Raw genomic sequence first — 22267 nt, 5'->3', positions numbered from 1 at the left:
TTAGGCGCTTATCATGATGCGATTAGAATAACGCGATGACTCTTTGACTTAATTTTGCTTGATGTCTTGCGCTTGATAAGTGGTTATTATCTTACGTAGCACATTTGGCTTATGTATTAAACGCTATTTTATTAATAGGTATTTTATGTCTACTTCCTCATCGAACTTTAAACATCAAGACAGTCAGCCATGGTACAAAAACTACATGGTGATTATCTTTGTTATTGGTCTACCGGCGTTTGTGGTAGTGGCTTGTATTTTTTTCGTGTATTACTCTTATCAAATCCGTGATAGCGTGGTGCGTGATGACTGGTATATGGATGGCAAGACTCTCTATCACGATGTCTCACGTGACAAGCTCACTTACGATCTAGATTTGCATGGAAAGATGCAGTTCTCAGAGGCAGGGGATATCGTTTTTTATCTCAATTACCCTGAGCAAAGCCTACAAACAGGCACCTTATTGAACGGTGAACCAGTCACTTATCCTGATACCCTTAACCTATCCATCTCCCATGCCACTGACATCAAAAAAGATCGTGATGTGGTACTGCAACACCAAAGCGCCAATAAATATACAGCTCAAGCGGATATCGACCCCTTAAAAGCCAAATACTATCTACAAGTCAGTAATGAAGGCGATGATGATTGGCGTATGCAAGATGTGGCAAAACTGCCACGTACTGAGGTTAGCTTCAATCCGCTGCCTGTATTTGAAAAAACTTCTTAACAGAACTATCAAAGCCTGTAATGTAAAAGCCAGCTAACTTGACATGCTAGCTGGCTTTTTTGTGATTGGTAGTAAACTAAAAACCGTTTATTGGGCTTATAACACTGGATTGATAGTAGGAATCTTTGTGCTTTGCTGGCTTTTATTTATTGCCGTTACGGAATGCTCTGTATTCGAGCTATTAGTGCTAAAAACTTGCTTTTTGGGCTCAGTGGTTAAACCCATCTCATCAAGAATGCCTTGCTGCCCGACTTGAATATTATTCCCTTCGAATAAGCGCTCGCTATCATCACGCTCGGTCGTTAACGTTTCAAAATCGAATAGCTCGCGATCGGCTAATTGTGACGGCGCTACGTTTTGCATGGCTTTAAAGATAGAAGCCAAGCGCTGCGGATGAGCATCATCCCATTCGCGTAGCATGTCGTTGATAATCGCGCGTTGCAGGTTGGTTTGGCTGCCGCATAAGTTACAAGGAATAATCGGGAATTGCTTTAGAGCAGCATAGTCGATGATGTCTTTTTCTTGTACATAAGCTAACGGCCGGATCAAAATATTTTGCTTATCATCACTGAGTAGCTTAGGTGGCATAGATTTCAGCGCACCGCCATGAAATAAGTTCAAAAAGAAAGTCGCTAACATATCATCGCGATGATGACCTAAAGCGATTTTGGTTGCGCCGATTTGTTTGGCAAAGCCGTAGAGCGAACCCCGACGTAAGCGCGAACACGCCGAGCAATAAGTCTTACCTTCAGGGATCACGCTTTTGACGATGCTATAGGTGTCCTTCTCTAAGATATAATGCGCTATCCCTTGCTCATTTAGATAATTGGGCAATACCTCTTCTGGGTAGCCCGGCTGCTTTTGATCCAGATTGACTGCGACAATATCGAAATGAATCGGCGCGACACGTTTTAGCAGCAGCAAAATATCGAGCAATGTATAGCTGTCCTTGCCACCTGAGACACAGACCATGACTACATCGCCCTCTTCGATCATCTTGAAATCTTGAATCGCTAAAGACACTTGCCTGCGTAGCTTTTTCTGTAATTTTTTCAAGGTAGCAGATTGCATAGTCTCTGATTCATTGTCGTTAGTAGCAACGTCCAGTTGAGACTCAAAATTGGGAGTAAATAAAGTAGCGGTGTTCATAAAAGACTCAATATTAGGATAATACAAGATCGGCAACTAAGGCTAGGTTTATGAGCGTTAAATAGCATTAACCTCATTATAGTCTGCCATTAATAATAGCCGCATTATAACAAACCTTACCAATAAATTTATTAGCAATAAACCCTAGTATTTTTAAGATAGTGCGCTTAATGCGTTTTCGATATTGATACCGATAAACCTTCTATGAGATGTAAAGATAAAAGCGTAACAATTTCTTGCATCATTGCAGCACGTTGGTGGTTTTATTTATAGACTATAATTGATATGGTAGGGCACAAATAGCCAATTCCCAATCGGCCGCTGCGTCTTTGCTCTATGATTGGCTAATAGTTTATTGATTTATTTTTACTGACTGACCTGTAAGAGGATACTTATGAAGCTGTTACGCATTCTACCTTTGGCGCTGCTAGGACTTGTTGTTATCCCGCAAGCAAACGCTACTGATATTAAAAAAGACAATATTAATCAATGTATTAATGGCGCCGTTAAATATAAAGTTGCTGATAAGAACACTGCGTCTAAGCTGTGTAACTGTACTATCGATGTCCGTAGTAGAATGACTATCGGTCAGATGTGGGAGATTGAGAGTTACGCGCAAGACAAAAAAGACCCTTCTGGATTGCCTTATGTGCAAACGATGCAGCGAGACTTACAGCAATGTACAGAAGGTTTAGACTTAAAGCAGCCACAAAAACCGTCTTAACAAAAACTATGTTAATCAGTATCGATATAAAGCAGCGATAGCTTTGTGCAAGCTGTTACTTTATTAAATCTGTATTAGAAGTAACGAGATAAGACTGGCCATTGTCAGTCTTTTTTGTTTGTGAGTTGCCAACTAACGCGCAAAGTGTAAAACTGAGCCTTGATGACTGCCCACTACTGTTTGCAAATTTGAAAACTTCAACAAAAAAGGATTTTATTATGGCTAAGCCAACCACCGAAAACCTTGCTCTACCTGATTTTCCAGTGACGCTCGTTCGCAAACTAGACGGAAATTTCATTGAAGAGGATATTAGCTTATCAGAGCTAGTAGCGAAAAGACAAAAGGGCTTAATCCTCTATTTTTACCCGAAAGACAATACACCTGGCTGTACCACTCAAGCCACTGACTTCACCGAACATCTGCACGATTTCGATGATCTTGGCTACGATATCATTGGCGTTTCCCGAGACAGCGTTCAGTCCCATAAAAACTTTATCGAAAAACATGATTTACAAATCCCGCTAATCAGTGATGGCGATGAGACCTTATGCCAATACTTTGAAGTTATTAAAGAAAAAAATATGTATGGCAAAAAAACCATTGGTCTGGTGCGCTCCGCTTTTATATTTAATAGCGAAGGCACGCTCACCCATGCTCAGCGTAACCTGCGTGCTAAAGGCTATGCTGAGCGCGTATTGGCTCTGTTAGCGCCTAAATAAACGGCTGGCGCATAACCAACTCCTCATCTAAATAGGCTTGAGCATCTAACTCACCTAACGCTGCATTGGTTAACAACCCTATTTAGGGGACGTTGATACTATAACGGTGTCTATTAAACATTTTTGCAACAGCTCGCTACGCTTATCCTGCTGCGCTTTTATACAGATTCACTTACCCTAGCGAGTAAACATTGCATATGATTCAGTGGCGTAACGGTGAGCTGGCAGATAAAGACTAAACCTTATAAAATCCGCAGTAAGGCGACTAAAAAACTCGCTCTCAATTGACTTATGGCAATGACAGCATTTATTAATTATAGTTATTAAAAATAGGGAAACGTTATGAACCAATCGTCTGAAAACCTTGCTAATAAGCAATCTAAACAAAACTCCGATAGCGTCACGCGCACCGTTTCAGTCGCCGTTATTGGCGCGGGTACAGCAGGGCAAAACGCCTTTCGCCAAGCGAGCAAAATTAAGAAAGATATCGTAATCATTAACGAGGGTTTTTGGACCACGACTTGTGTTACGGTAGGCTGTATGCCGAGCAAGCTACTCATTGCCGCCGCTGATCGCGCCCATGAAGCCAAATACTCAGAAAATTTTGGTATTCATAGCGAAGTGACCATCAATGGCAGACAAGTTATGGCTCGGGTACAAGCAGAACGCAGTCATTTTGAGAGCTATATCGAAAAACAGGTCGAGAGCTGGCCAGATGATAGTAAAATAGCCGGTAAGGCGCATATTAATGAAAACGGCTTGATCGAAGTCAATGAAGAGATTATCCAAGCCGAGAAAATTATCATCGCTACCGGTAGCTCGCCCTTTATTCCTGACGACTGGCGCGAAAAACTAGGAGAAACGCTACTCACCTCTGATACCGTGTTTGACTTGCCTGATTTACCTGAGTCTGTTGCGGTGATCGGTACTGGCTCTGTGGGCTTGGAGCTGGCGCAAGCTTTTTCACGTTTGGGAGTCGCCGTAACTGCGTTCAACCGTGAAAACCGCGTCGCTGGTTTAAAGGATACCGACATTAACGCCAAAGCTATTGAGTGTTTGAGTGAAGATTTGACCATGCACCTCAAAAGTACTATTAATGAGATAGGCCATGAGATCAGTACCGACGGTAAGACAGCTGCTTTTATTGAATACACAGATAAAAACGGCAATGAGGGTCGCTGGCAAGGTGAGCGTGTGTTAGTAGCTACTGGACGACGTAATAATATTAAGCAGTTAGGTGTGGAGAATTTAGGGGTTGAGCTCGACGAAAAAAACCGTCCAAAAAACCTAGATAAACATACCGGTCAGATAGGTGATCTGGATGTCTACATCGTTGGTGATGCCAACGCGAATATTCCGCTTTTACATGTTGCTAGTGATGAAGGCTATAGCGCTGGCAGTATCGTTTGTGATCAAAATACCGATGCTTATATTCGTCCGGTAGCGATTCCTTTTTCTATCGTCTTTACCTCCCCACAAATCGTCAATGTCGGTATGTCACAGCAAGAGATTGAAGACGATCCAGATTTAGAATACGTCATTGGTAAAGTCAGCTTCGATAACCAAGGCCGTAGTCGCATTATGGGCGTCAATTGCGGCTTACTGCATATTTATGGCTGTAAAGAGACGGATAAGGTATTAGGCGCGAGCATGGTCGGCCCAGATGCTGAATATATTGGTCATATTTTAGCTACCGCTATAACGAATGATATCTGTGTAAAACAGCTGCTTGACACGCCTTTTTATCATCCTACTATCCTCGAAGGACTACGTACGGCGCTGCGGGATGTTCAACACAAAATGGCTATCCCTTATCAGTCGCTTGATACGCAAGAAGATGGTTTTTAGAGCGCTGTTAAGATACACTTTTAGGATAGTGGCTTGGTTTAAGCCGTCTTTTAGAGCCGCGTTTTTGACGTTAGACTAGCCTTTATTAATACACTCATATGGACAATAAGATGGCCATCGCTAGCATTACTGATTTTTTTCAAGAAATCATTCGTGATTTGCATGCCAGCCTTTATCTGGCATTGGGTGGTTCAATAGAAGAAGATGATCTAGATTGGTCTTTGTATGCCATAGAGCTTGCTAGTACTGCTATTAAGATACTCATACTGTTAGCCATCATAGGTTTTTTTTATTGGTTAGCGATATATCTAATCAAAAAGAACAGCACCCGCTTGCGCATGAATGAGCGCCGCGTCAAGATAGCCCGCTCGGTGCTGCGCTATATCTGGATAGTGGCGAGTCTTATCGCTATTATGAGTCAAATTAACTTTGAGCCTGAGACAGTCAAGGCAACCGCTAAAGCTTGTATATGGGCGGGCATATACTATGTACTTTGGACCTCCTCCGGACAGATTATCCATAAAGTACTACAGCATTATGGCTTAAACGCCTCGATTGAACAGCTACTCAAAAATATTCTCTCAGTCATCTTGTTGGTGCTTGGCCTTGCCAGCGTCATGGCGCAGTTTGGCTTTGATATTGTCTCTTTAGTAGCCGGTTTAGGTATTGCAGGACTAGCCGTTGGTTTCGCCGCGCAGTCCACACTTGCTAATTTTATTGCCGGTATTACAATTTTGCTTGAACAATCCTTTCAAGTAGGCGACTGGGTCAATATCAATGGTAATGAAGGGCGCGTGGTCGTCATTGCCCTACGCACCACCCATGTACTTACCCGTGACAACATCACCGTTATTATTCCCAATTCAAATGTCGCCTCATCTGAGGTCACTAACATAACCTCCAAAAACTTTATACGTTTTGATATCCGCATGCGTATCGCTTTTGAAGATGATGTTGAAAAGGCAAGGACAGAGATCTTACAAGTGCTAAAAGACACTGAAGTGGTGCTAAATCGCCCTGAAGTCTCAGCTACTGTGGCTGAAATTGGAGAATACGGTGTTTATTTTATTATCCGCTTTTGGGTTAAGCCGGCCTCCGTCGCTCGTATGCCCAAGATAAAAGAGGATCTACAAGAAAAAATCAAATTGGCTTTTGATGCCGCCAATATCTCAACCCCCTACCCACACATGCGGCTGTTGATGCCAAAGGATGTCGATTATCCTATCGCGACTAAACCTTTTGAAACGACAACGCAACTGGTCTCCGATGAGATAGTGTTAACGAAGAACAAAGATTAAAGCGTGCTGACCTATATATAGCCTTGAGCGCTATGGTCATTGAACTATATCAGCGTGAATTATGTTAAAATTATCGGTTAGATAGTATTTCTGTTTTTGTACTAAGCTCTTTTTATTTACATCCTTTGATCCGCCCTCTAGCCACAGGTATCCGTATGACCGAACCAACCTCCTCTGCACAGCCTTCATCATCATCGCTGACGCTCGACCTTATTATCACCTGTGCCGATGGGCTTGAGCTACCTCTACAGACTGAGCTGTCAAGCTTCGGTATCGAAAGTGATATTAAGAGTACCGGACGTTTGAGTGTTAGCGCAAGCTTGCGGGACTTATACCAGATTTGTCTCTGGTCGCGCGTGGCATCACGGGTACTCATGCTGATTAAGCGTAAAAACATCAACTCTGATTATGATGTGGCAGAGCAGCTCTATGGACTAGCAAAATCGATTGACTGGACGCAGCAGTTCGATTTAGAGCAGACCTTTGCTATTCGTCTGTCAGTCGATAAGCGCGTGGCGGTCAGCCAGCAGTTTGCCATGCTACGTATCAAAGATGCCATTGCTGATACCTTTAACGAAGCTTATGAGAGCCGCCCTAATGTTGATAGCAAAAACCCAGATTTTGCTATTTTTGCTACCGTCAATGATAAGCAAGCCGAGCTGTATTTAGACCTATCGGGTACTAGCTTGCATCGCCGCGGCTACCGAGTGGCGATGACTGATGCACCGTTAAAAGAAAACTTAGCCGCCGCCCTGCTCTACAGCTCAGGCTGGCATTTAAGCAACCAAGCGAATAATGCGCCTTTATATAATGCTTTGATTGACCCAATGTGCGGCTCTGGTACCTTCATTATCGAAGCGCTGCTTATGCATTTAGATTATGCCGTTGGTATCGATAAAGCTGCTAATCAGTTTGGCTTTTATCAGTGGCAGCATCACGATGAGAGTCTATGGCAGACCATGATCGATGAGGCGCAAGATCGTCACCGCGAGGCGCTCGCTATTGCGCTTGAGCAGCCTGATACCTTGCCGCTGATACTTGGATTTGATGCTGATAGCGGCGCTATCTTAGCGACCGAAAAAAACCTAATAGCGGCCGGCCTACAAGATCTGCTACCGCTGATCGATCTGGAGACGCGCGCGCTAGATAAGCTCAGTCATACTTTGCGACCGATGGTCAAAGATGGCAGATTAATTAATCCATTAATTATCACTAACCCGCCTTATGGCGAGCGCTTAGGCGATGAGGACTTTATTCGTCCGCTTTATCAAGCGCTGGGGCTTATCTTACAAGACAGCTTCGCCGGTAGCGGTATCGATCCGATGCTAGGTATCCTCGCCGCCCATGTCGAGCAAGTCGATATCCTACCGATTAAAGAGCCAAAGACCTTGCGCTGTCATAATGGCGCGATAACGGTATATTTCCGCTACGGTCAGCTGATTGCCGGACAGTTAGGTAGCTTAACCAGCAACTTTGAGAAGCGAGAAATTGCAGTCGAGGAAGGACAGGACTTTATCAATCGCTTGCAAAAGAACTTAGGTAAGCTCAGAAAGCAAGCTGCTAAACAAAACGTTAGCAATATCCGTGCTTATGATGCTGATCTGCCAGATTTCAAAGTCGCCATTGATCTGTATGGCGATTACGTGCACGTACAAGAGTATGCACCGCCGAAGACCATTCCGCCTGAGACCGCCAAAAAACGCTTTAATCTGGCGCTAATGGGTATTCGAGAAGTGCTCGATATCGACCGTGAGCAAGTGTTTATCAAGACTCGTGCGCGTCAGTCAGGTAATGAGCAATATAGCAAGCAAGGCAATAGTGAGAAAAAAGGCAAGTTTTATATCGCGCGCGAAGATGGCGCTTATTTTTATGTCAATTTTACCGACTATCTAGATACCGGTCTATTCATCGACCACCGTAACATGCGCGCGCGTATCAAGGCCAATAGCAAAGATAAATCAGTACTGAACCTGTTTGCTTATACTTGTACGGCTAGTGTGCATGCCGCGCTTGCTGGGGCGAAAAAAGTCACTAGCGTCGATCTATCCCAGAATTATCTGGATTGGGGTAAGCAGAATTTTGTGCTAAACGGTCTCGATATCAGTCGCCATAAGTATCAGTTCGTCGCCGCTGACATTTTTGAGTGGATCAAGGACAATACTGAGCAGTTCGATATTATCTTTATCGATCCGCCGACCTTTTCGAACTCCAAAAAGTTCCAAGGCACCTTTGATGTGCAGCGCGATCATGCGGCGCTTATCAACCGCGCTATGAACCGCTTAACATCTGACGGTGTACTTTATTTCTCTAACAACTTCACGCGTTTTGAGCTGGATGAGCAGCTCACTGAGCGCTATGAGGTTACTGAGATTACCCATCAAACGATCGGTTTTGATTTCAATATCAAAAAGCCTATTCATCAAAGCTTTGAGATTCGCCATCGTTAGGGGCTGAGTTAATAGTAAAGCAACAATAACCGTAATAACTATGACCTGATCGGCTTTGATTGGGTCATTTTTTGTTGTTATGATAGAACATCAATAAATAGTCGCTACCTCAGCGCATTTCTCGCTTTTAAACTATTTATTGCCATTTATATTTACTATAACAACTACTATTAAAAGGATCTCCCATGGCTTTATCATTAAATAAAGGCGGTAACTTATCACTAACCAAAACCGACCCTAATCTCAATAAGCTGTTAATTGGTTTAGGCTGGGATGAGCGCGCTACCTCAGGCGCTGAGTTTGATCTTGATGCTAGCGTGTTTTTGCTAAGTAATGCCGGCAAAGTACGCGGCGATCATGATTTTATCTTTTATAATCAGCTCAAATCTGACAATGGTGCAGTTGAGCATACCGGTGATAATCGTACCGGCGAAGGGGATGGCGATGATGAAGTCATCAAAGTGAACCTGACGCAAGTGCCAAGCGATATCGATAAAATTGTCGTAACTGTGACCATTCATGATGCTGCCGCTCGTAGCCAAAACTTTGGTCAAGTCGCGAACGCTTTTATCCGTGTCGTCAACGAAGAGTCTGGCACTGAGGTGGTTCGTTTCGATCTGGCAGAGGACTACTCAGTTGAGACCGCGATGGTGTTCGGTGAAGTCTATCGCCACAATAACGAGTGGAAATTTCGCGCGGTAGGTCAAGGCTATTCTGGCGGCCTGCAAGCAATGTGCCATCAATATGGCGTCGATATCTAACTTTAAAGCCTTGTAAAAGCATTGTTGTTAGAGCATAAAAGCAGGGTCAATCAAAGCATAGTTAAAGGGTTTAAAAATGTACTGCTCAATGCGCTATTTTTGCCAATATTTTGTCAGATATGACTTTATTTCTGATGAGTAATCGCCATAATAGCTCTAAGTATAAAACCGCATAGGCTGCAAAATAGCGTAACTTTTCCTAGCTAAACCGGCCAAAATGCTTTATGTTTCTCTAAGTTTTTTCCCAAAAAAGCAGCTAGTAATAGCTGCTTTTATAATAGCTATACCCCAACTAGACAAGATTAACCTAGCATTATAGTGAGTTCCTTATAAAAACGGTACAGTGGGACTGGGATGAATTTTATGCAGCCTCTGTCTGCTAGGCACAGCACGCCAGTAAAATTTATACCAGTTCCGCGTTGAAGAACCATATATCTATTTTATTTAGAATTGACTATAGTTTGATGCAATAAGACAGGATATGTCATGAGACATTTTTATTTAGATTTTATCTTCACCGCTATTGCCTTGGCGGTAGCGGCTTGGTGGGGATACTCAAACGGTGGTTTAGGCGGAATGATAGCCACGCTATCAATTACGGCTATTTTGGCGGTTATGGAGATCTCCTTATCTTTTGATAATGCCGTTGTTAACGCCTCCGTCCTAAAAGGCTGGGACGACTTTTGGAAAATGATTTTCTTAACCGTAGGTATTTTGGTCGCCGTCTTCGGTATGCGCTTGGTCTTCCCTATCGTCATCGTCGCTGTTACTGCGGACTTAGGTATGATGCAGGTGATCGACTTGGCTTTGAATAATCCTGAAGAGTACTCTGCGAGATTGATGGCGCATCATGCTGAGATTTCAGCGTTCGGGGGTATCTTCTTATTATTAGTCTTCTTAAACTTCGTCTTTGATGAAAAAGAAGTGCACTGGTTTGACTGGCTTGAGAGCCGCTTGGCGAAACTTGCCAAAGTCGATGCGATGAGTGTCTTTGTGGCACTGATTGTGTTAATGATTGCCGTATCCTTTGCTGCAGACACGCAAGCGGCGGCGGTTCTAATCGCTGGCGTTTGGGGTATTTTGGTATACTTAGGCGTGCAAGTCATCTCGGGCATGCTAGAGGGCGATCTAGAAGAAGAGCTAGATAACGAGGGCAACAGCACAGGCCAAGCGACTAGCGCTATTATGAAAGGCGGGATTATCGGCTTTTTATACTTAGAAGTCCTTGATGCATCATTCAGCTTTGATGGCGTTATTGGCGCGTTTGCTATTACTAATGACGTGATTGTGATTATGCTAGGTCTCGCTATCGGTGCGATGTTCGTACGTTCGATGACTATTTTCTTAGTCGACAAAGGCACGCTTGATGAGTTTATCTATCTTGAGCATGGCGCTCATTACGCTATTGGCGCTCTTGCAGTTATTATGCTGTTATCGGTCAAATTCCACGTACCAGAGCTGATTACTGGTCTGATTGGTATTGCCTTTATCGGTTGGGCGCTGTTAGCTTCGCTTAAGTACCGAAAAACAGAGGCGCTAGCGAATCCTAAGGGTAGGTAGAGCTTGCAACTTAGCCGCTTGAGACAATAAAAAAGAGCTATAGCGATAATTCGTTATAGCTCTTTTTATGTGTATGATAATTATCTTATTGCTCGGTTCTCTTGTAGCTCTTACCCTGTCTTAGCTCTCCTATCTACTTACCTGCCAACATTTTTTGCAGCTTCGCCAAAATCACCCCGTATAGTGGCAAAAATATTAATACGCCCATGACCATCTTAAAGATATAATCTACTGTACCAATCTCAACCCAGTTCGCTGCCATAAAGGGATCCGGACTTTGATAAAAAGCGATGGCAAAGAAGCAAAAGCTATCGATTAAGTTACCTATTAGCGTTGAGGCGAGCGGCGCAATCCACCAGCTTTTTAGCTGACGTAGTTTGTTAAATACTTGAATATCTAATAATTGCCCAACCACATACGCGGCAAAGCTGGCTAGCACAATGCGAAATACAAACAGATTAAAATCAAGTAAGTGCTCATGCCCGACAAACTGCCCATTAGCGAATACCACCGAAAAATAGTACGAGATCGCTAGTGCCGGCAGCATAGCGAAAAAGATAATACGCCGCGCCAACTGCTGACCAAAGATACGCACGGTCAAATCAGTCACCAAAAAGATAAACGGAAAAGTAACCGCGCCCCAAGTAGTGATAAAGCCAAAGAAGCCAACTGGAATTTGTACCAGATAGTTACTGATAGCGATAATAAAGATGTGCAGACCCACTAACCAAAATAAAGCACGGCTGTAGCGAATAGACGATGTAGATGTGGCTGAAATAGAATTGATGCTCATAGAAGAGTCCTTTTTTTAATTCAGGGTTGAGGGAACCTGAGCGCGCATATTATAGAGCAAAAGCGATAATAGCTAAACCCTTCGGGTAAGAATTTTTATTAGCCACTTTAGACAAATTTAGTTCATAAAAAGTTTTAAAGATGTTTGCCGTAGATGATTTTAAGACACATCTCTAAACAGATAACCACAAAATACGACTTGCGTAGTCAGTAGCTGCTTAGTATAGTAAAACGTAACGCTAAGCGACCTACCATCTACGCTTAGCAAATAATGAATCACCTTATAATGCCTCAATAAATCATTGATAACTAAAAGGACAATTTTATGGCTATTAGCTTAACAAAAGGCGGTAACGTCAACTTATCAAAAGAAGCGCCAGGCCTCACCAACATCACCGTCGGTCTTGGCTGGGATCCACGCGCCACTGACGGTCAAGAGTTTGACTTAGATGCCATCGCGTTTTTAGTCAATGAAGGCGGTAAAGTGCGTAATGATAAAGACTTTATCTTCTTTAATAACCTAAAGTCAGACAATGGCGCTGTTGAGCACACCGGCGATAACCGCACTGGCGAAGGTGACGGCGATGATGAGCAGATCAAAATCAATCTCGCTAATATTCCAGCAGATGTCAGCAAAGTTGCGGTTTGCGCGATCATTTATGAAGGCCAAGCCCGCAACCAAAACTTTGGTCAAGTTGGCGAAGCGTATATTCGTATCGTCAATGACAACGGTAATAGCGAAATCGCTCGTTACGACTTATCAGAAGACGGTAGCACTGAGACCGCTATGATCTTTGGTGAGCTCTATCGTCATAGTGGCGACTGGAAATTTCGCGCAGTCGGTCAAGGCTTCAGCGGCGGCTTAGGTCCATTAGCCTCTTCTTATGGTGTGAATGTCTAAGATTAGACTTTCAACATAAGTAAGCGTTATCTATTAAAGCTAGCAAGTGCGATGATTATCCGTGTTTGTTGGCTTTAATTTTATGCATTCACCAGCCCTCTATCCTCTTTATATCATCAATAGCAAAAGTAAATGATCAGTTCAATGACTAGCTTAAGGATACATTCATTATGGCAGCGACTTTTAGTTTAATAGGTACCATCGAGCCTTTTTTGCACTGTAATCTACAAAAGGGTGACTCGATCTATTGTGAAGCCAACGCTATGGTCATGATGGAGTCCAATCTTGAGCTAAAAGGTAAGTTACAAGGCGGCCTCATGCAGTCGTTAATGCGCCGTTTTGCTAATGATGAATCGCTATTTCAGCAGCAGATTGAGGCGACAGGCGGTGAAGGCGATTGTCTGCTCGCCCCTACTCTCGACGGTGATATGCAGATACTCGATGTTGGAGCGCAGCAATATACGCTAAGCGATGGTGCTTTTGTTGCCGCGCAAAAAAACGTCGATATCAGAGCCAACATACAACGTAATTTGGGCGGCGCGGTGTTTGGCGACACTGGCGGTTTTATGGTGATGCAAACCCAAGGTCAAGGCCAAGTAGTAGTATCAGGGTTTGGCTCGCTATTTGAGATCGAAGTGGAGCCGGGTAAAGATGTCATTATCGATAATGGTCATGTGGTCTGCTGGGATTCTAACCTAGAATACAAACTCTCGGTCTCGACCAGTAAGAAGAAAGGGTTTATGAGTAATATAATCAACTCTGTCACAAGTGGCGAAGGTATGGTGTTGAACTTTTCTGGTTCAGGTAAAGTGATTATTTGCTCGCGTAACCGCGATAGCTATCAAGGCTGGCTACAGAGCGTACTAGGTAGCAACGCGGGTGGTCGCGGTGGCGGCGGTGGGTTTTTAGATAATATTTTATAACCAAAAAATGCAGTTGGATGAATTCACTCTACCACTTTATTGCAAAAATTCTTATAACAACTAAAAGGAATACGATATGGCAGTCAGTCTACAAAAAGGACAAAAAATATCCTTAAGCAAAGAAGCAGGCGGTACCCTTACCCAAGTCAAGCTTGGCTTAGGCTGGGATGTCGCACAAGCACCCCAAGCACAAAAAACTGGCTTGTTAGGAAAACTATTTGGCGGTGGTAGCGGCGGCGATACTATTGATTTAGATGCCTCCTGCATTATGTTCGATAGTAATAAGCAAGCCGTCGACGCGATTTGGTTTGGCCAGTTGCAATCCAAAGATGGCAGTATCTTGCACACCGGCGATAATCGTACCGGCGCAGGTGACGGCGATGATGAAGTGATTAATGTTGATTTATCGAAGATTCCCGCTACTGTGACTTCCTTAGTATTTACCGTCAATAGCTTCACGGGTCAGACTTTTGAGACGGTTGAAAATGCCTTTTGCCGTATCGTTAATGCCAGTAACAACTCAGAAGTAGCGCGTTATAACCTATCAGCGCAAGGCGGACACACTGCGATGATTATGGCGAAAGTCTATCGTCATAACAATGAATGGAAGATGCACGCTATCGGTGAAACCGCTTCTGGTCGCACCTTTCATGATTTGATGCCCGCTATTGCACCGCATGCGTAAAAATTAGTATTAAATCCTTAATAAAAAACAGCCTAGCTATGATAAATAGCTAGGCTGTTTGCCTTATAAGCTCCAAACATCCACTCTACCCTACTACTATTTACTGCCCCGCTTCCAGCTAAAGCCCCAATCAAAGGCTTTATCCATCTCTTTGTGCCCATTGAAGTATTGGTTAATACGCTCGACATTGATACTGCCCTGCTGATTAACCAGCCGTGCAATCGCGCACATCGGCGCATTACCCGCACCTTCGGTCAATCGAGTCTCAATAGGCGGCTGTCCGGGTACATGAATCGTCACTACGCCATCGGTCTGCGCCCAATTAGGCACACCCTCGTAAATGAAAGCAAAGATAAACACTTCTTGAATTTGCGACCACTGCTGACCATTGATATCGAGCCATTCGCCATCGCTGACTTGCCCTGTTCTATCATCAGCGCGCAGCAACACAAAAGGCGAGCCATTGAGATTGCCAAAACGATTACCTAACGCTTGAATTAACGTCTTCTCACCGTTTTTTAGGTGCACCATCGCGCCGATATCGAGGTCAATGCCACCTGAACCACGCTGCTTAAATAAATCGCCTAGCAGGCCTTTTTTTGGCGCGGATTTATCGACATTCGGACGTTGATTCCAGTTTAGATTGACCGCTATCTTACCAAAGTCATCGCGCTTGGTTAGGTTGATGGTGGATTGGTTTTTGGTTAAGGTAATCTTGCTCAGATTGACTGAGGGTCTTGCTGGAATCGGCGGCGGATTGTTCTGATGAGCACTGTCTCGATTGCCATTGTTTTGAGTACTGTGATTCGGCTTTTGGGTGTTGATCGATGGTGAATGGTTTTGAGTCTGATTGTTTGACTGATGCTGGGCTGGTGCATCATCGGCAATCTCCACTCCGAAATGCTCGGATAAAGGCTTAAGACCACCTTCAAACCCTTGCGCGATAAAGCGAAACTTCCAGCTGCCCTGACGACGATAGCATTCTGCTAGAATGATCGCTTTCTCATTACGTCCTGCGCTATTGAGTTGACAAGTCATCAGTACTTGGCTGCCTTGCAGCACTTGAATATCGACATCGCCGAGCTGCGAGAGCGTTTGATTGCTAGAGAACGCCAAAGCGATTTTTTCAATTTCGCTCGCTTGTGCGGGTAAATTAATATCAAAAAACCCATCGCTGTCATGGCCGCGGAAGCTGACGCTACCATCATCGCTACGCGTCTGACCATAAAAGATCATATCGCCATCACCGCGTACTTTTCCGCTACTGGTCAAGCGATAAGCGGCGCAATCGATTGCGTTGTGACTCAAAATACGAATGCTAATATTGTCATTAGGCAGCGGCGCATTAGCACCCGCTACTAATACCTGCGGTTGGGTTTGGCTCATTATATTTTCCTTTTGTTATATGTATTTCTTTTATCTGTGAAAGCTATTTATGAATGATTCGCTTGTATATGAGTATATAGTAGCATGGATATTGGGCGAGTTTTATGGCGACTTATGGCTTAACTTTTTGCACAATTATTTTAAAAATTGGCTGACTATAAGCATTTATCAGTTGCTGTATTTGTATATAATAACGAGCAGTTATCTCTTAAGGTTTTGACAATCATGGACACCGCTATGACTCATACAACAAATGCTAGTAACCCAACAGCAGCTTGGCTCGCTGAAGGGCAATCGAGTCAACGCGATATGCTTGAGAGTCTACAAGCCCTTAAAGCGCAATCGATGACGCCCTTTACTATAATTGCTTCTCATCGTCATGAGCGTCCTGAGATATTTGAATTCGCCGATATGGGCTTTCGTGAACCTCATCACTCTGCCAAGGAAATAGATACGCAAGATAACCAAGCGCCTAGTGATCGTTGGCAGTTTGTATTGGAACAAGCCAAGCAGAACCATGTTAAAGTCTTACTTACCGGACGTAATGGAATTGACTATGAAGCGCATAGATCTGTCTTTGATGAGTCTGGCATTCGCCTGCTAACTGGGGCTACTAGCGTCGCAGCACTTGAGACTATCGATGATAAGTTTGCCTTTATGCAGCACTGCCTGGCACACAACATTCCAGTAGCGACTGCTTGGCGCTTTGATACGACCGCTGAGCTCACCGCATTACTCAGCGAGCATAGCGATAAGCGCCTCTGCGTAAAGCCTGTAACTGGTATCTTCGCCCAAGGGTTTTGGCGTTTAGACTCTAGCTTTGACAGCGATAATCAATACGATAGCTTTGAGCATTTATACTTCACTGATAACAAAAAAATCAGCACCGAGCAATTCATCAGTGCTTATAGTCATAGCCAAATGGTACGCGAGCGCCCTATTCCTATGTTGTTGATGCCTTACTTGTCAGGGCGCGAGTATTCTATTGATGTGGTCTGCGAATATGGCGAGGTGCTGGCGGCAGTCACTCGCTATAAAGAAGGCAAGATTCAGCACGTGGGCTACGATAATCCCGTGATGGATGTGGTCATTCCACTAATCAAAGCCTTTAATTGTGATGGGATCGTCAGTGTACAGACCAAACAGAATGACGAGGGACAGCACTGCGTACTAGAGATTAACTCTCGTCCCTCTGGCGGTATTGGCTACACCAAGCATAGCGGTGTCGATCTAACGCAAATCGGCTTTGGCTATTGGTTAGGACTAACTGACAAACCGAAACTGGCTGATAGTATTCAGCAAATCACCCCTTGTCAGATACGTTCTATCATGACGAGTGTGAAGGTTGAAACAGGCACAGAAAGATAGTAGATGGTTTGCAATACACTCTCCTAGCTATTGTGACTTAGCTCAGGAAAACGCCTAACCATATATACCATCACTACTAAAGCAAGGGCGGCTATCGCTGCGCCGACGAAACCCACGCTCGATAAAGAAATATAAGTCACCGCGTAACCTCCGAGTAAAGCGCCCATCCCGATTCCTAAATTGATAATTGCTGAGAACATCGCCATTACCATATCTTGCGCATTGACATCAATCTCGATGACTTTTGACTGAATAGTTAGCATCAATAAAATCATCGCTGTGCCCCAAACTACCGTCACGATACTCAGTAGCCATATCGAGCTCACCGCCCATAACATCAGCATCATAGCGGCCAGTATCAATACGGTAGATATCAGCATAAGCTGAGTGGTTGAACGCTCATTCCAGCGGCTAAAGATATAACTACCGATTAGGCCGGCGCCGCCGAATAGTAACAGTATAAAAGTGACCTGATTTTGACTAATCGTACCGACCTTATTCATAAAGGGTTCGATATACGAGTAAGCAGCGTAGTCAGCGGTAAACACGACAAAACAAAATAAATATAAGCAGATAAGCAGCGGGTTTCTAAGTAGCTCTGGCAGCTTACTAAAGGAGCCGTCGAACATACTAGGCAGATCTGGCAGCAGTTTAGCTTGTAGAATAAAGACGATAAAAGCAATGATACCAATACCGGCGAAAGTCGTACGCCAGCCAAACCATTGTCCCAATATACGTCCTATAGGCACCCCTAATACAAGCGCTAAAGACGTGCCAGTCGCTAATATACTTAGTGCTAAGGCTTTTTTGCCTTGCGGCGCAACACGAAGAGCTATTGCCGCAGTAATCGCCCAGAATATCGCATGCGAGAGCGCGATACCCACACGGCTGATGAGCAGTACGTTAAAGCTCCAAGCAAAGACTGATAACGCATGACTGGCGATAAACACCGCAAACAATGCAAGCAACAAACGCTTACGCTCAAGGCGACTGGTCAGTAGCATGAGTGGCAGTGACATGGCAGCGACCACCCAAGCATAGAGCGTCAACATCCAGCCGGTCTCTGCGGTAGTAATCGAAAAATCCCGCGCGATATCGCTCAATAGCGCCACAGGCACGAACTCGGTGGTATTGACGACAAAGGCGCTCACCCCCATTAATATCACTTGAAAATACTTGCTTTGCCGAGAAGCTGAATTGGGCGCTGGAGGTGGTTCCATAGCATCTACTATATAAGGGAGCCAAAGTGACAGTATCGATAATAGCGTCAATATTGGCTCGAAAATTAAAGAAGTGGTGTAAAGAAGATACGCCGTTATGCTTATAGCGCAACCAAATTACAAGTCACTTTCGTTACTATTATAAATAATATCAACACCATGACATTCTACTGCTAATTCATATATGATGATAAAAATGCTGAGCCAATATACTTTTAGCTTAAAGTAAAAATAAAAGTGACAGATAACTACTTTTTTATTGGAATTTAATAGCAAACTCGTTATTACGCAAGCCCAGTTTAGTAAGCAAAGTTACGGTCATCTGTAAGCACCAGTGACAAAGTTAAAAAACACTCCAACAAGCAGTCAAACAAGAAATCAAATACTCAAACAAACGAGATAAAGCCTCTACTATAAAACCGTTTTAAGAAGCTAGGTTAAGGAATATGAATGTCAGCTAAGCCACAAAGTACTACCATCACTCTACCTCGAGGCAAACTAGACCTCACTTACCAGACTAATAACCGAAACGATAATACCTACCAGCTAGAAGACCTGCTTGGCTTTGCTCAGCGTATTAACCCCAAACGTGCGTTCTTGTTCGTGTCTAAAGTTTTAGGCCGCCACATCCCTGTCTCACCTAGTATCATGCGTGGTGCTTTTACCGATTTGGCAAATTTAGTATCAGATAATCTGCCCGAGCCGATTTTAGTGATTGGGATGGCTGAGACTGCTGTAGGACTGTCGGCAGGCGTGCACCAAGCTCTGCAAACTCGCTACCCAAATGCGCTATTATTAAACTCTACTCGTCACGCTCAGCATAACCAAAACAATGACGCAGCAATATTCACGACCTTTAGCGAAGATCACAGTCATGCCAGCCAGCATTTAATTTATCAAAGTAGCGATAAAGATTTACAAGCACAGCTTCTTGCTAGCAAAACTTTAATCATGGTCGATGATGAAGCCTCAACCGGAAATACTTGCGTCAATGTAGTGACGGCTTTGCGAGACGCAGGGCTCAAGCAATTACAGCAAGTCCATCTAACTACTTTGGTTGATTGGTCATTAAATCAAAGTACAACTGATGCTGATGACAACATCTCGACCCGCCTGCCTGATGTAGAGTTTTATCGTCACCATCTATTGTCCGGCGCTTGGCAATGGACGGATGCACCAAGCCCTGAGCCGATAGTTATGCCATCAGTGGATACCATTGAGGCTGGCAGTCAAGCTCTTGGAAACACCGGTAATTGGGGACGCATTCCGACGCTCGATAGTACGGGCGGCTTTGTGGATTATCTACAGAATTTTCAGCAAGCGTTTGCCAGTTTTAGCGAGCAAGCTATTTCTGAAAAAGGCAGATTACCCAAACGAATATTAGTGTTAGGTAGTAATGAATTTGTCTGGTTGCCGTTTTTATTAGCCGAGTGGCTCGAGCAAAACACAGCTACAAACAATGTAGTAAAGTTTAGCGCGTTGACGCGCTCGCCAATAGCGTTGGGCGGTACGATTAGTACCATGCTCAGCTTTCATGATAATTATGGCCTAGGTATGACCAACTTTGTCTATAATGTCGAGCCTGATGATTGGGACTTGATTGTATTATGTGTGGAGACCGCTAGCGATAGCGTGGATGATCTGTGGCAAGATTTGGATAACGTATTGGTCGTAGGAGCAGAGCGATGACTATTCCTTTCTTCAAAGCCAGTTCTCATATCATAAAGCCCTATACGCTCATGGATCTAGACGACACGCTATTTCAAACGCAGCGCAAAATAGACGCTTGGGATTTGCCGACTTCCAAAGCTGAGAATTTAGTGTGTGCTGCCGTAAATAAAAAAGGCGAGCCACTGAGCTTTATGACCCATCGCCAAGTGAGCTTTTTTAATTGGTTACTAGCGAGTACTGAATTAATCGTCGTCACTGCTCGTGATCGCACGGAGATTAAACGGGTGAAACTGCCTTTTGCCAGTTGGCAGGTGTTAACTCATGGGGCGATTATTGTTAGTGAAGACGGCAAGCTCGAGAGTCAGTGGCAGCAGCACATGCATAACGAGCTTGCGCCGTTGCAAGATAAATTGAACCAGCTTAGCCAATTATTTACTCAGCACAGCAGTACCGACAACAGCCATCTAAAATTTACCGCGCATAGTGATAGCTTCAATAACGGCACTGATCCTGAAGAGCTAATCATTTATCTGTCGATTAAACATGCGCAAAAAGATCATCAAGCTTTGATAGAGTTAGCAAAGCAGTTGCCTAAACTGATCCGTGATTTTGATGGGCATTTTTATCTACATGTGAACGCTAATAATTTAGCCATTCTGCCGCATGCCGTACACAAGCATCACGCGGTAAAGTTCTTATTAGAGCAGCATTTAGAGAGTACTAGGCCGAGCTTTGGCTTTGGTGATAGCTTAGCCGATTTGCCTTTTTTGCAATTGCTAGACTGGTACGGAATGCCCAATCACGGGCAGTTGCATGATCAATGCGACCCTCAACAATCAAAATAACCACAGGGCATTTAATGACAAAAGCTATAATAAAAGACTTAGAAACATTTGGCTCGGGTAGCTATTTGGCTGACGATGTGACAGTGCTCCTTGATATCGTAGATAAGACGGAAGTAGCGGATGTGCCGGTCAGTGAAAAAGAAACGCTGATTCAAAGTGGTCAGCGTCACTACTCTGATATGCTCACCTTAGAGCAAGCGCCAAGCGCTAGGCATGAGCAGCTATATCTGCAAGCTTTAGCACAAGGCAAAGCGCGCATGGCTAGCGATATTGCAAATCTAGCGTATACCCTGCACGAAATTTTTCAAGCTTCAGTCAATGAAAAAACCCCATTAATAGTAGTCAGCTTAGTAAGAGCTGGACTGCCCGTTGGTGTATTATTGCAGCGCGCTTTAATAGATGCTAATAGCGCTTATGCCTTGCCAACCAAACACTACGGTATTAGTATCATTCGCGATCGTGGCCTTGACCCAGTCGCGTTGCAGCTTATATTAGACAGTCATCCCGGCAGCCCTATCATCTTTGTCGATGGCTGGACCGGCAAAGGTGCTATCTATCAACAGTTGGCGCGTAGTCTTAAGCCTTTTGTCGATGACAGACACCCTAATTTTACTAATATTTTTCATCAAGGCAAAGGGGTTATTCCGTTACTTACCCTTGCCGATCCGGCGGGCGTCGCTTGGCTGGCGGCAAGCTTTGATGACTGGCTGATTCCTTCTGGATTATTAAACAGTACGGTATCAGGACTGATATCGCGCTCGCTTTATACCGAGCCGCACTCAGGACTACATCGTGCTCTCTTTTATGATAACTTAGTCGCTATCGATCATAGCTTATCTTTTATCGAGCAGATTGAGTCAGAACGGCAACAGCTAACGACAGCGCCTAAGCGTTTAGCGACCTTTATACAGCCTAGATATAGTACTCAAAGTATCATTGATAAAATAGCGACACAGTACAGTATCGACAATCTTAATCGCATCAAACCCACTATCGCCGAGGCGACCCGCGCGATATTACGCCGCGACCCTGAGCGCATCTTACTCGCGACTGCCGATCATCCTGACACCACATTATTACGACACTTATGCCGTGATAGAGATATTGAAATCAGTGTGTTAGGTGCTAAAATATTACCTTATCAAGCGATTACCCTTATCAAACAGCGCACCCATCCGACTTAATGTGCCAGTACTTTAGCGCTTTGTATTTGCGCGATTTCTCTTACCTCTTATACTCT

The 22267-nt window shown here is 44.0% G+C and carries 19 protein-coding genes; 15 read left to right on the top strand and 4 right to left on the bottom strand.

The genetic code is table 11. The features are described from left to right. Nucleotides 1-145: 145 nt before the first annotated feature. Nucleotides 146-730, top strand: coding sequence for a FixH family protein (locus ACTXGJ_RS06380; protein WP_439242530.1), 585 nt, complete (start codon nucleotides 146-148; stop codon nucleotides 728-730). A 96-nt stretch (nucleotides 731-826) separates the two neighbouring features. Here the strand turns inward: ACTXGJ_RS06380 and ttcA are convergent, their stop codons facing one another. After that, entirely contained in the window at nucleotides 827-1801 is a 975-nt protein-coding gene (ttcA, locus tag ACTXGJ_RS06375) for a tRNA 2-thiocytidine(32) synthetase TtcA (RefSeq protein WP_439242799.1), read from the bottom strand. Between the two features lie 472 nt (nucleotides 1802-2273). On the opposite strand from ttcA, the gene ACTXGJ_RS06370 reads away from it, so the two are divergent. The 7 genes from ACTXGJ_RS06370 to ACTXGJ_RS06340 all read left to right on the top strand — a co-directional run bounded on the left by ACTXGJ_RS06370 (nucleotide 2274) and on the right by ACTXGJ_RS06340 (nucleotide 11236). Continuing rightward, complete coding sequence (locus ACTXGJ_RS06370) at nucleotides 2274-2603, top strand: hypothetical protein (RefSeq protein ID WP_439242532.1); 330 nt, start codon at nucleotides 2274-2276, stop codon at nucleotides 2601-2603. A 218-nt stretch (nucleotides 2604-2821) separates the two neighbouring features. Then, nucleotides 2822-3322 (top strand): peroxiredoxin, encoded by a 501-nt coding sequence (locus ACTXGJ_RS06365; RefSeq protein ID WP_443565401.1) that lies wholly within the window; start codon nucleotides 2822-2824, stop codon nucleotides 3320-3322. A gap of 342 nt (nucleotides 3323-3664) precedes the next feature. Further along, complete coding sequence (locus ACTXGJ_RS06360; RefSeq protein WP_439242538.1) at nucleotides 3665-5170, top strand: dihydrolipoyl dehydrogenase; 1506 nt, start codon at nucleotides 3665-3667, stop codon at nucleotides 5168-5170. 110 nt (nucleotides 5171-5280) lie between these two features. Next, nucleotides 5281-6468: a mechanosensitive ion channel family protein gene (locus ACTXGJ_RS06355; protein WP_439242540.1), complete on the top strand. Its 1188-nt coding sequence runs from the start codon at nucleotides 5281-5283 to the stop codon at nucleotides 6466-6468. A gap of 155 nt (nucleotides 6469-6623) precedes the next feature. Beyond that, nucleotides 6624-8915: a bifunctional 23S rRNA (guanine(2069)-N(7))-methyltransferase RlmK/23S rRNA (guanine(2445)-N(2))-methyltransferase RlmL gene (gene rlmKL / locus ACTXGJ_RS06350; RefSeq protein ID WP_443565400.1), complete on the top strand. Its 2292-nt coding sequence runs from the start codon at nucleotides 6624-6626 to the stop codon at nucleotides 8913-8915. A 185-nt stretch (nucleotides 8916-9100) separates the two neighbouring features. Further along, nucleotides 9101-9676, top strand: coding sequence for a TerD family protein (locus ACTXGJ_RS06345; RefSeq protein WP_439242545.1), 576 nt, complete (start codon nucleotides 9101-9103; stop codon nucleotides 9674-9676). Nucleotides 9677-10162: 486 nt separating this feature from the next. Beyond that, on the top strand, nucleotides 10163-11236 hold the full coding sequence (locus ACTXGJ_RS06340) for a DUF475 domain-containing protein (RefSeq protein WP_443565399.1): 1074 nt from the start codon (nucleotides 10163-10165) through the stop codon (nucleotides 11234-11236). A gap of 133 nt (nucleotides 11237-11369) precedes the next feature. Here the strand turns inward: ACTXGJ_RS06340 and ACTXGJ_RS06335 are convergent, their stop codons facing one another. Beyond that, nucleotides 11370-12029: a 7-cyano-7-deazaguanine/7-aminomethyl-7-deazaguanine transporter gene (locus tag ACTXGJ_RS06335; protein ID WP_439242551.1), complete on the bottom strand. Its 660-nt coding sequence runs from the start codon at nucleotides 12027-12029 to the stop codon at nucleotides 11370-11372. A gap of 324 nt (nucleotides 12030-12353) precedes the next feature. Here ACTXGJ_RS06335 and ACTXGJ_RS06330 point away from each other — a divergent pair, with 324 nt between their 5' ends. From ACTXGJ_RS06330 to ACTXGJ_RS06320, 3 genes are all read left to right on the top strand, one after another. Beyond that, nucleotides 12354-12929: a TerD family protein gene (locus ACTXGJ_RS06330; protein WP_025647412.1), complete on the top strand. Its 576-nt coding sequence runs from the start codon at nucleotides 12354-12356 to the stop codon at nucleotides 12927-12929. A 170-nt stretch (nucleotides 12930-13099) separates the two neighbouring features. Beyond that, on the top strand, nucleotides 13100-13852 hold the full coding sequence (locus ACTXGJ_RS06325) for a TIGR00266 family protein (protein ID WP_443565398.1): 753 nt from the start codon (nucleotides 13100-13102) through the stop codon (nucleotides 13850-13852). A gap of 76 nt (nucleotides 13853-13928) precedes the next feature. Then, on the top strand, nucleotides 13929-14537 hold the full coding sequence (locus ACTXGJ_RS06320) for a TerD family protein (protein ID WP_299331273.1): 609 nt from the start codon (nucleotides 13929-13931) through the stop codon (nucleotides 14535-14537). 96 nt (nucleotides 14538-14633) lie between these two features. Here ACTXGJ_RS06320 and ACTXGJ_RS06315 read toward each other — a convergent pair whose 3' ends face one another. Beyond that, the gene (locus tag ACTXGJ_RS06315) at nucleotides 14634-15923 is read right to left on the bottom strand and encodes a TerD family protein (protein ID WP_439242558.1); all 1290 of its coding nucleotides are present in this window, start codon (nucleotides 15921-15923) and stop codon (nucleotides 14634-14636) included. A gap of 237 nt (nucleotides 15924-16160) precedes the next feature. Between ACTXGJ_RS06315 and ACTXGJ_RS06310 the strand changes: the two genes are divergently transcribed. Then, a complete protein-coding gene (locus tag ACTXGJ_RS06310; RefSeq protein ID WP_443565396.1) occupies nucleotides 16161-17291 on the top strand; it encodes an ATP-grasp domain-containing protein in 1131 nt (376 codons plus the stop codon). Between the two features lie 23 nt (nucleotides 17292-17314). Here the strand turns inward: ACTXGJ_RS06310 and ACTXGJ_RS06305 are convergent, their stop codons facing one another. Next, nucleotides 17315-18511, bottom strand: coding sequence for a sugar transporter (locus ACTXGJ_RS06305; protein WP_439242564.1), 1197 nt, complete (start codon nucleotides 18509-18511; stop codon nucleotides 17315-17317). A gap of 450 nt (nucleotides 18512-18961) precedes the next feature. Between ACTXGJ_RS06305 and ACTXGJ_RS06300 the strand changes: the two genes are divergently transcribed. Genes ACTXGJ_RS06300 through ACTXGJ_RS06290 form a run of 3 tightly spaced genes read left to right on the top strand, consistent with a single transcriptional unit; the run spans nucleotide 18962 to nucleotide 22211 of the window. Beyond that, on the top strand, nucleotides 18962-20200 hold the full coding sequence (locus tag ACTXGJ_RS06300; RefSeq protein WP_443565395.1) for a phosphoribosyltransferase domain-containing protein: 1239 nt from the start codon (nucleotides 18962-18964) through the stop codon (nucleotides 20198-20200). Further along, complete coding sequence (locus tag ACTXGJ_RS06295; RefSeq protein WP_443565394.1) at nucleotides 20197-21027, top strand: HAD hydrolase family protein; 831 nt, start codon at nucleotides 20197-20199, stop codon at nucleotides 21025-21027. Before ACTXGJ_RS06300 ends, ACTXGJ_RS06295 begins: the two co-directional genes overlap by 4 nt. 14 nt (nucleotides 21028-21041) lie before the next feature. Then, nucleotides 21042-22211, top strand: a complete 1170-nt coding sequence (locus tag ACTXGJ_RS06290) for a cysteine protease StiP domain-containing protein (protein WP_443565393.1) — start codon at nucleotides 21042-21044, stop codon at nucleotides 22209-22211. Nucleotides 22212-22267 lie beyond the last annotated feature (56 nt).

Origin of the sequence: Psychrobacter sp. 1Y11, from assembly GCF_052259045.1 — a bacterium.
GTDB lineage: Bacteria > Pseudomonadota > Gammaproteobacteria > Pseudomonadales > Moraxellaceae > Psychrobacter.
The sequence above is the reverse complement of the archived record's forward strand: the minus strand, read 5'-3'. Positions and strand labels throughout refer to the sequence as shown.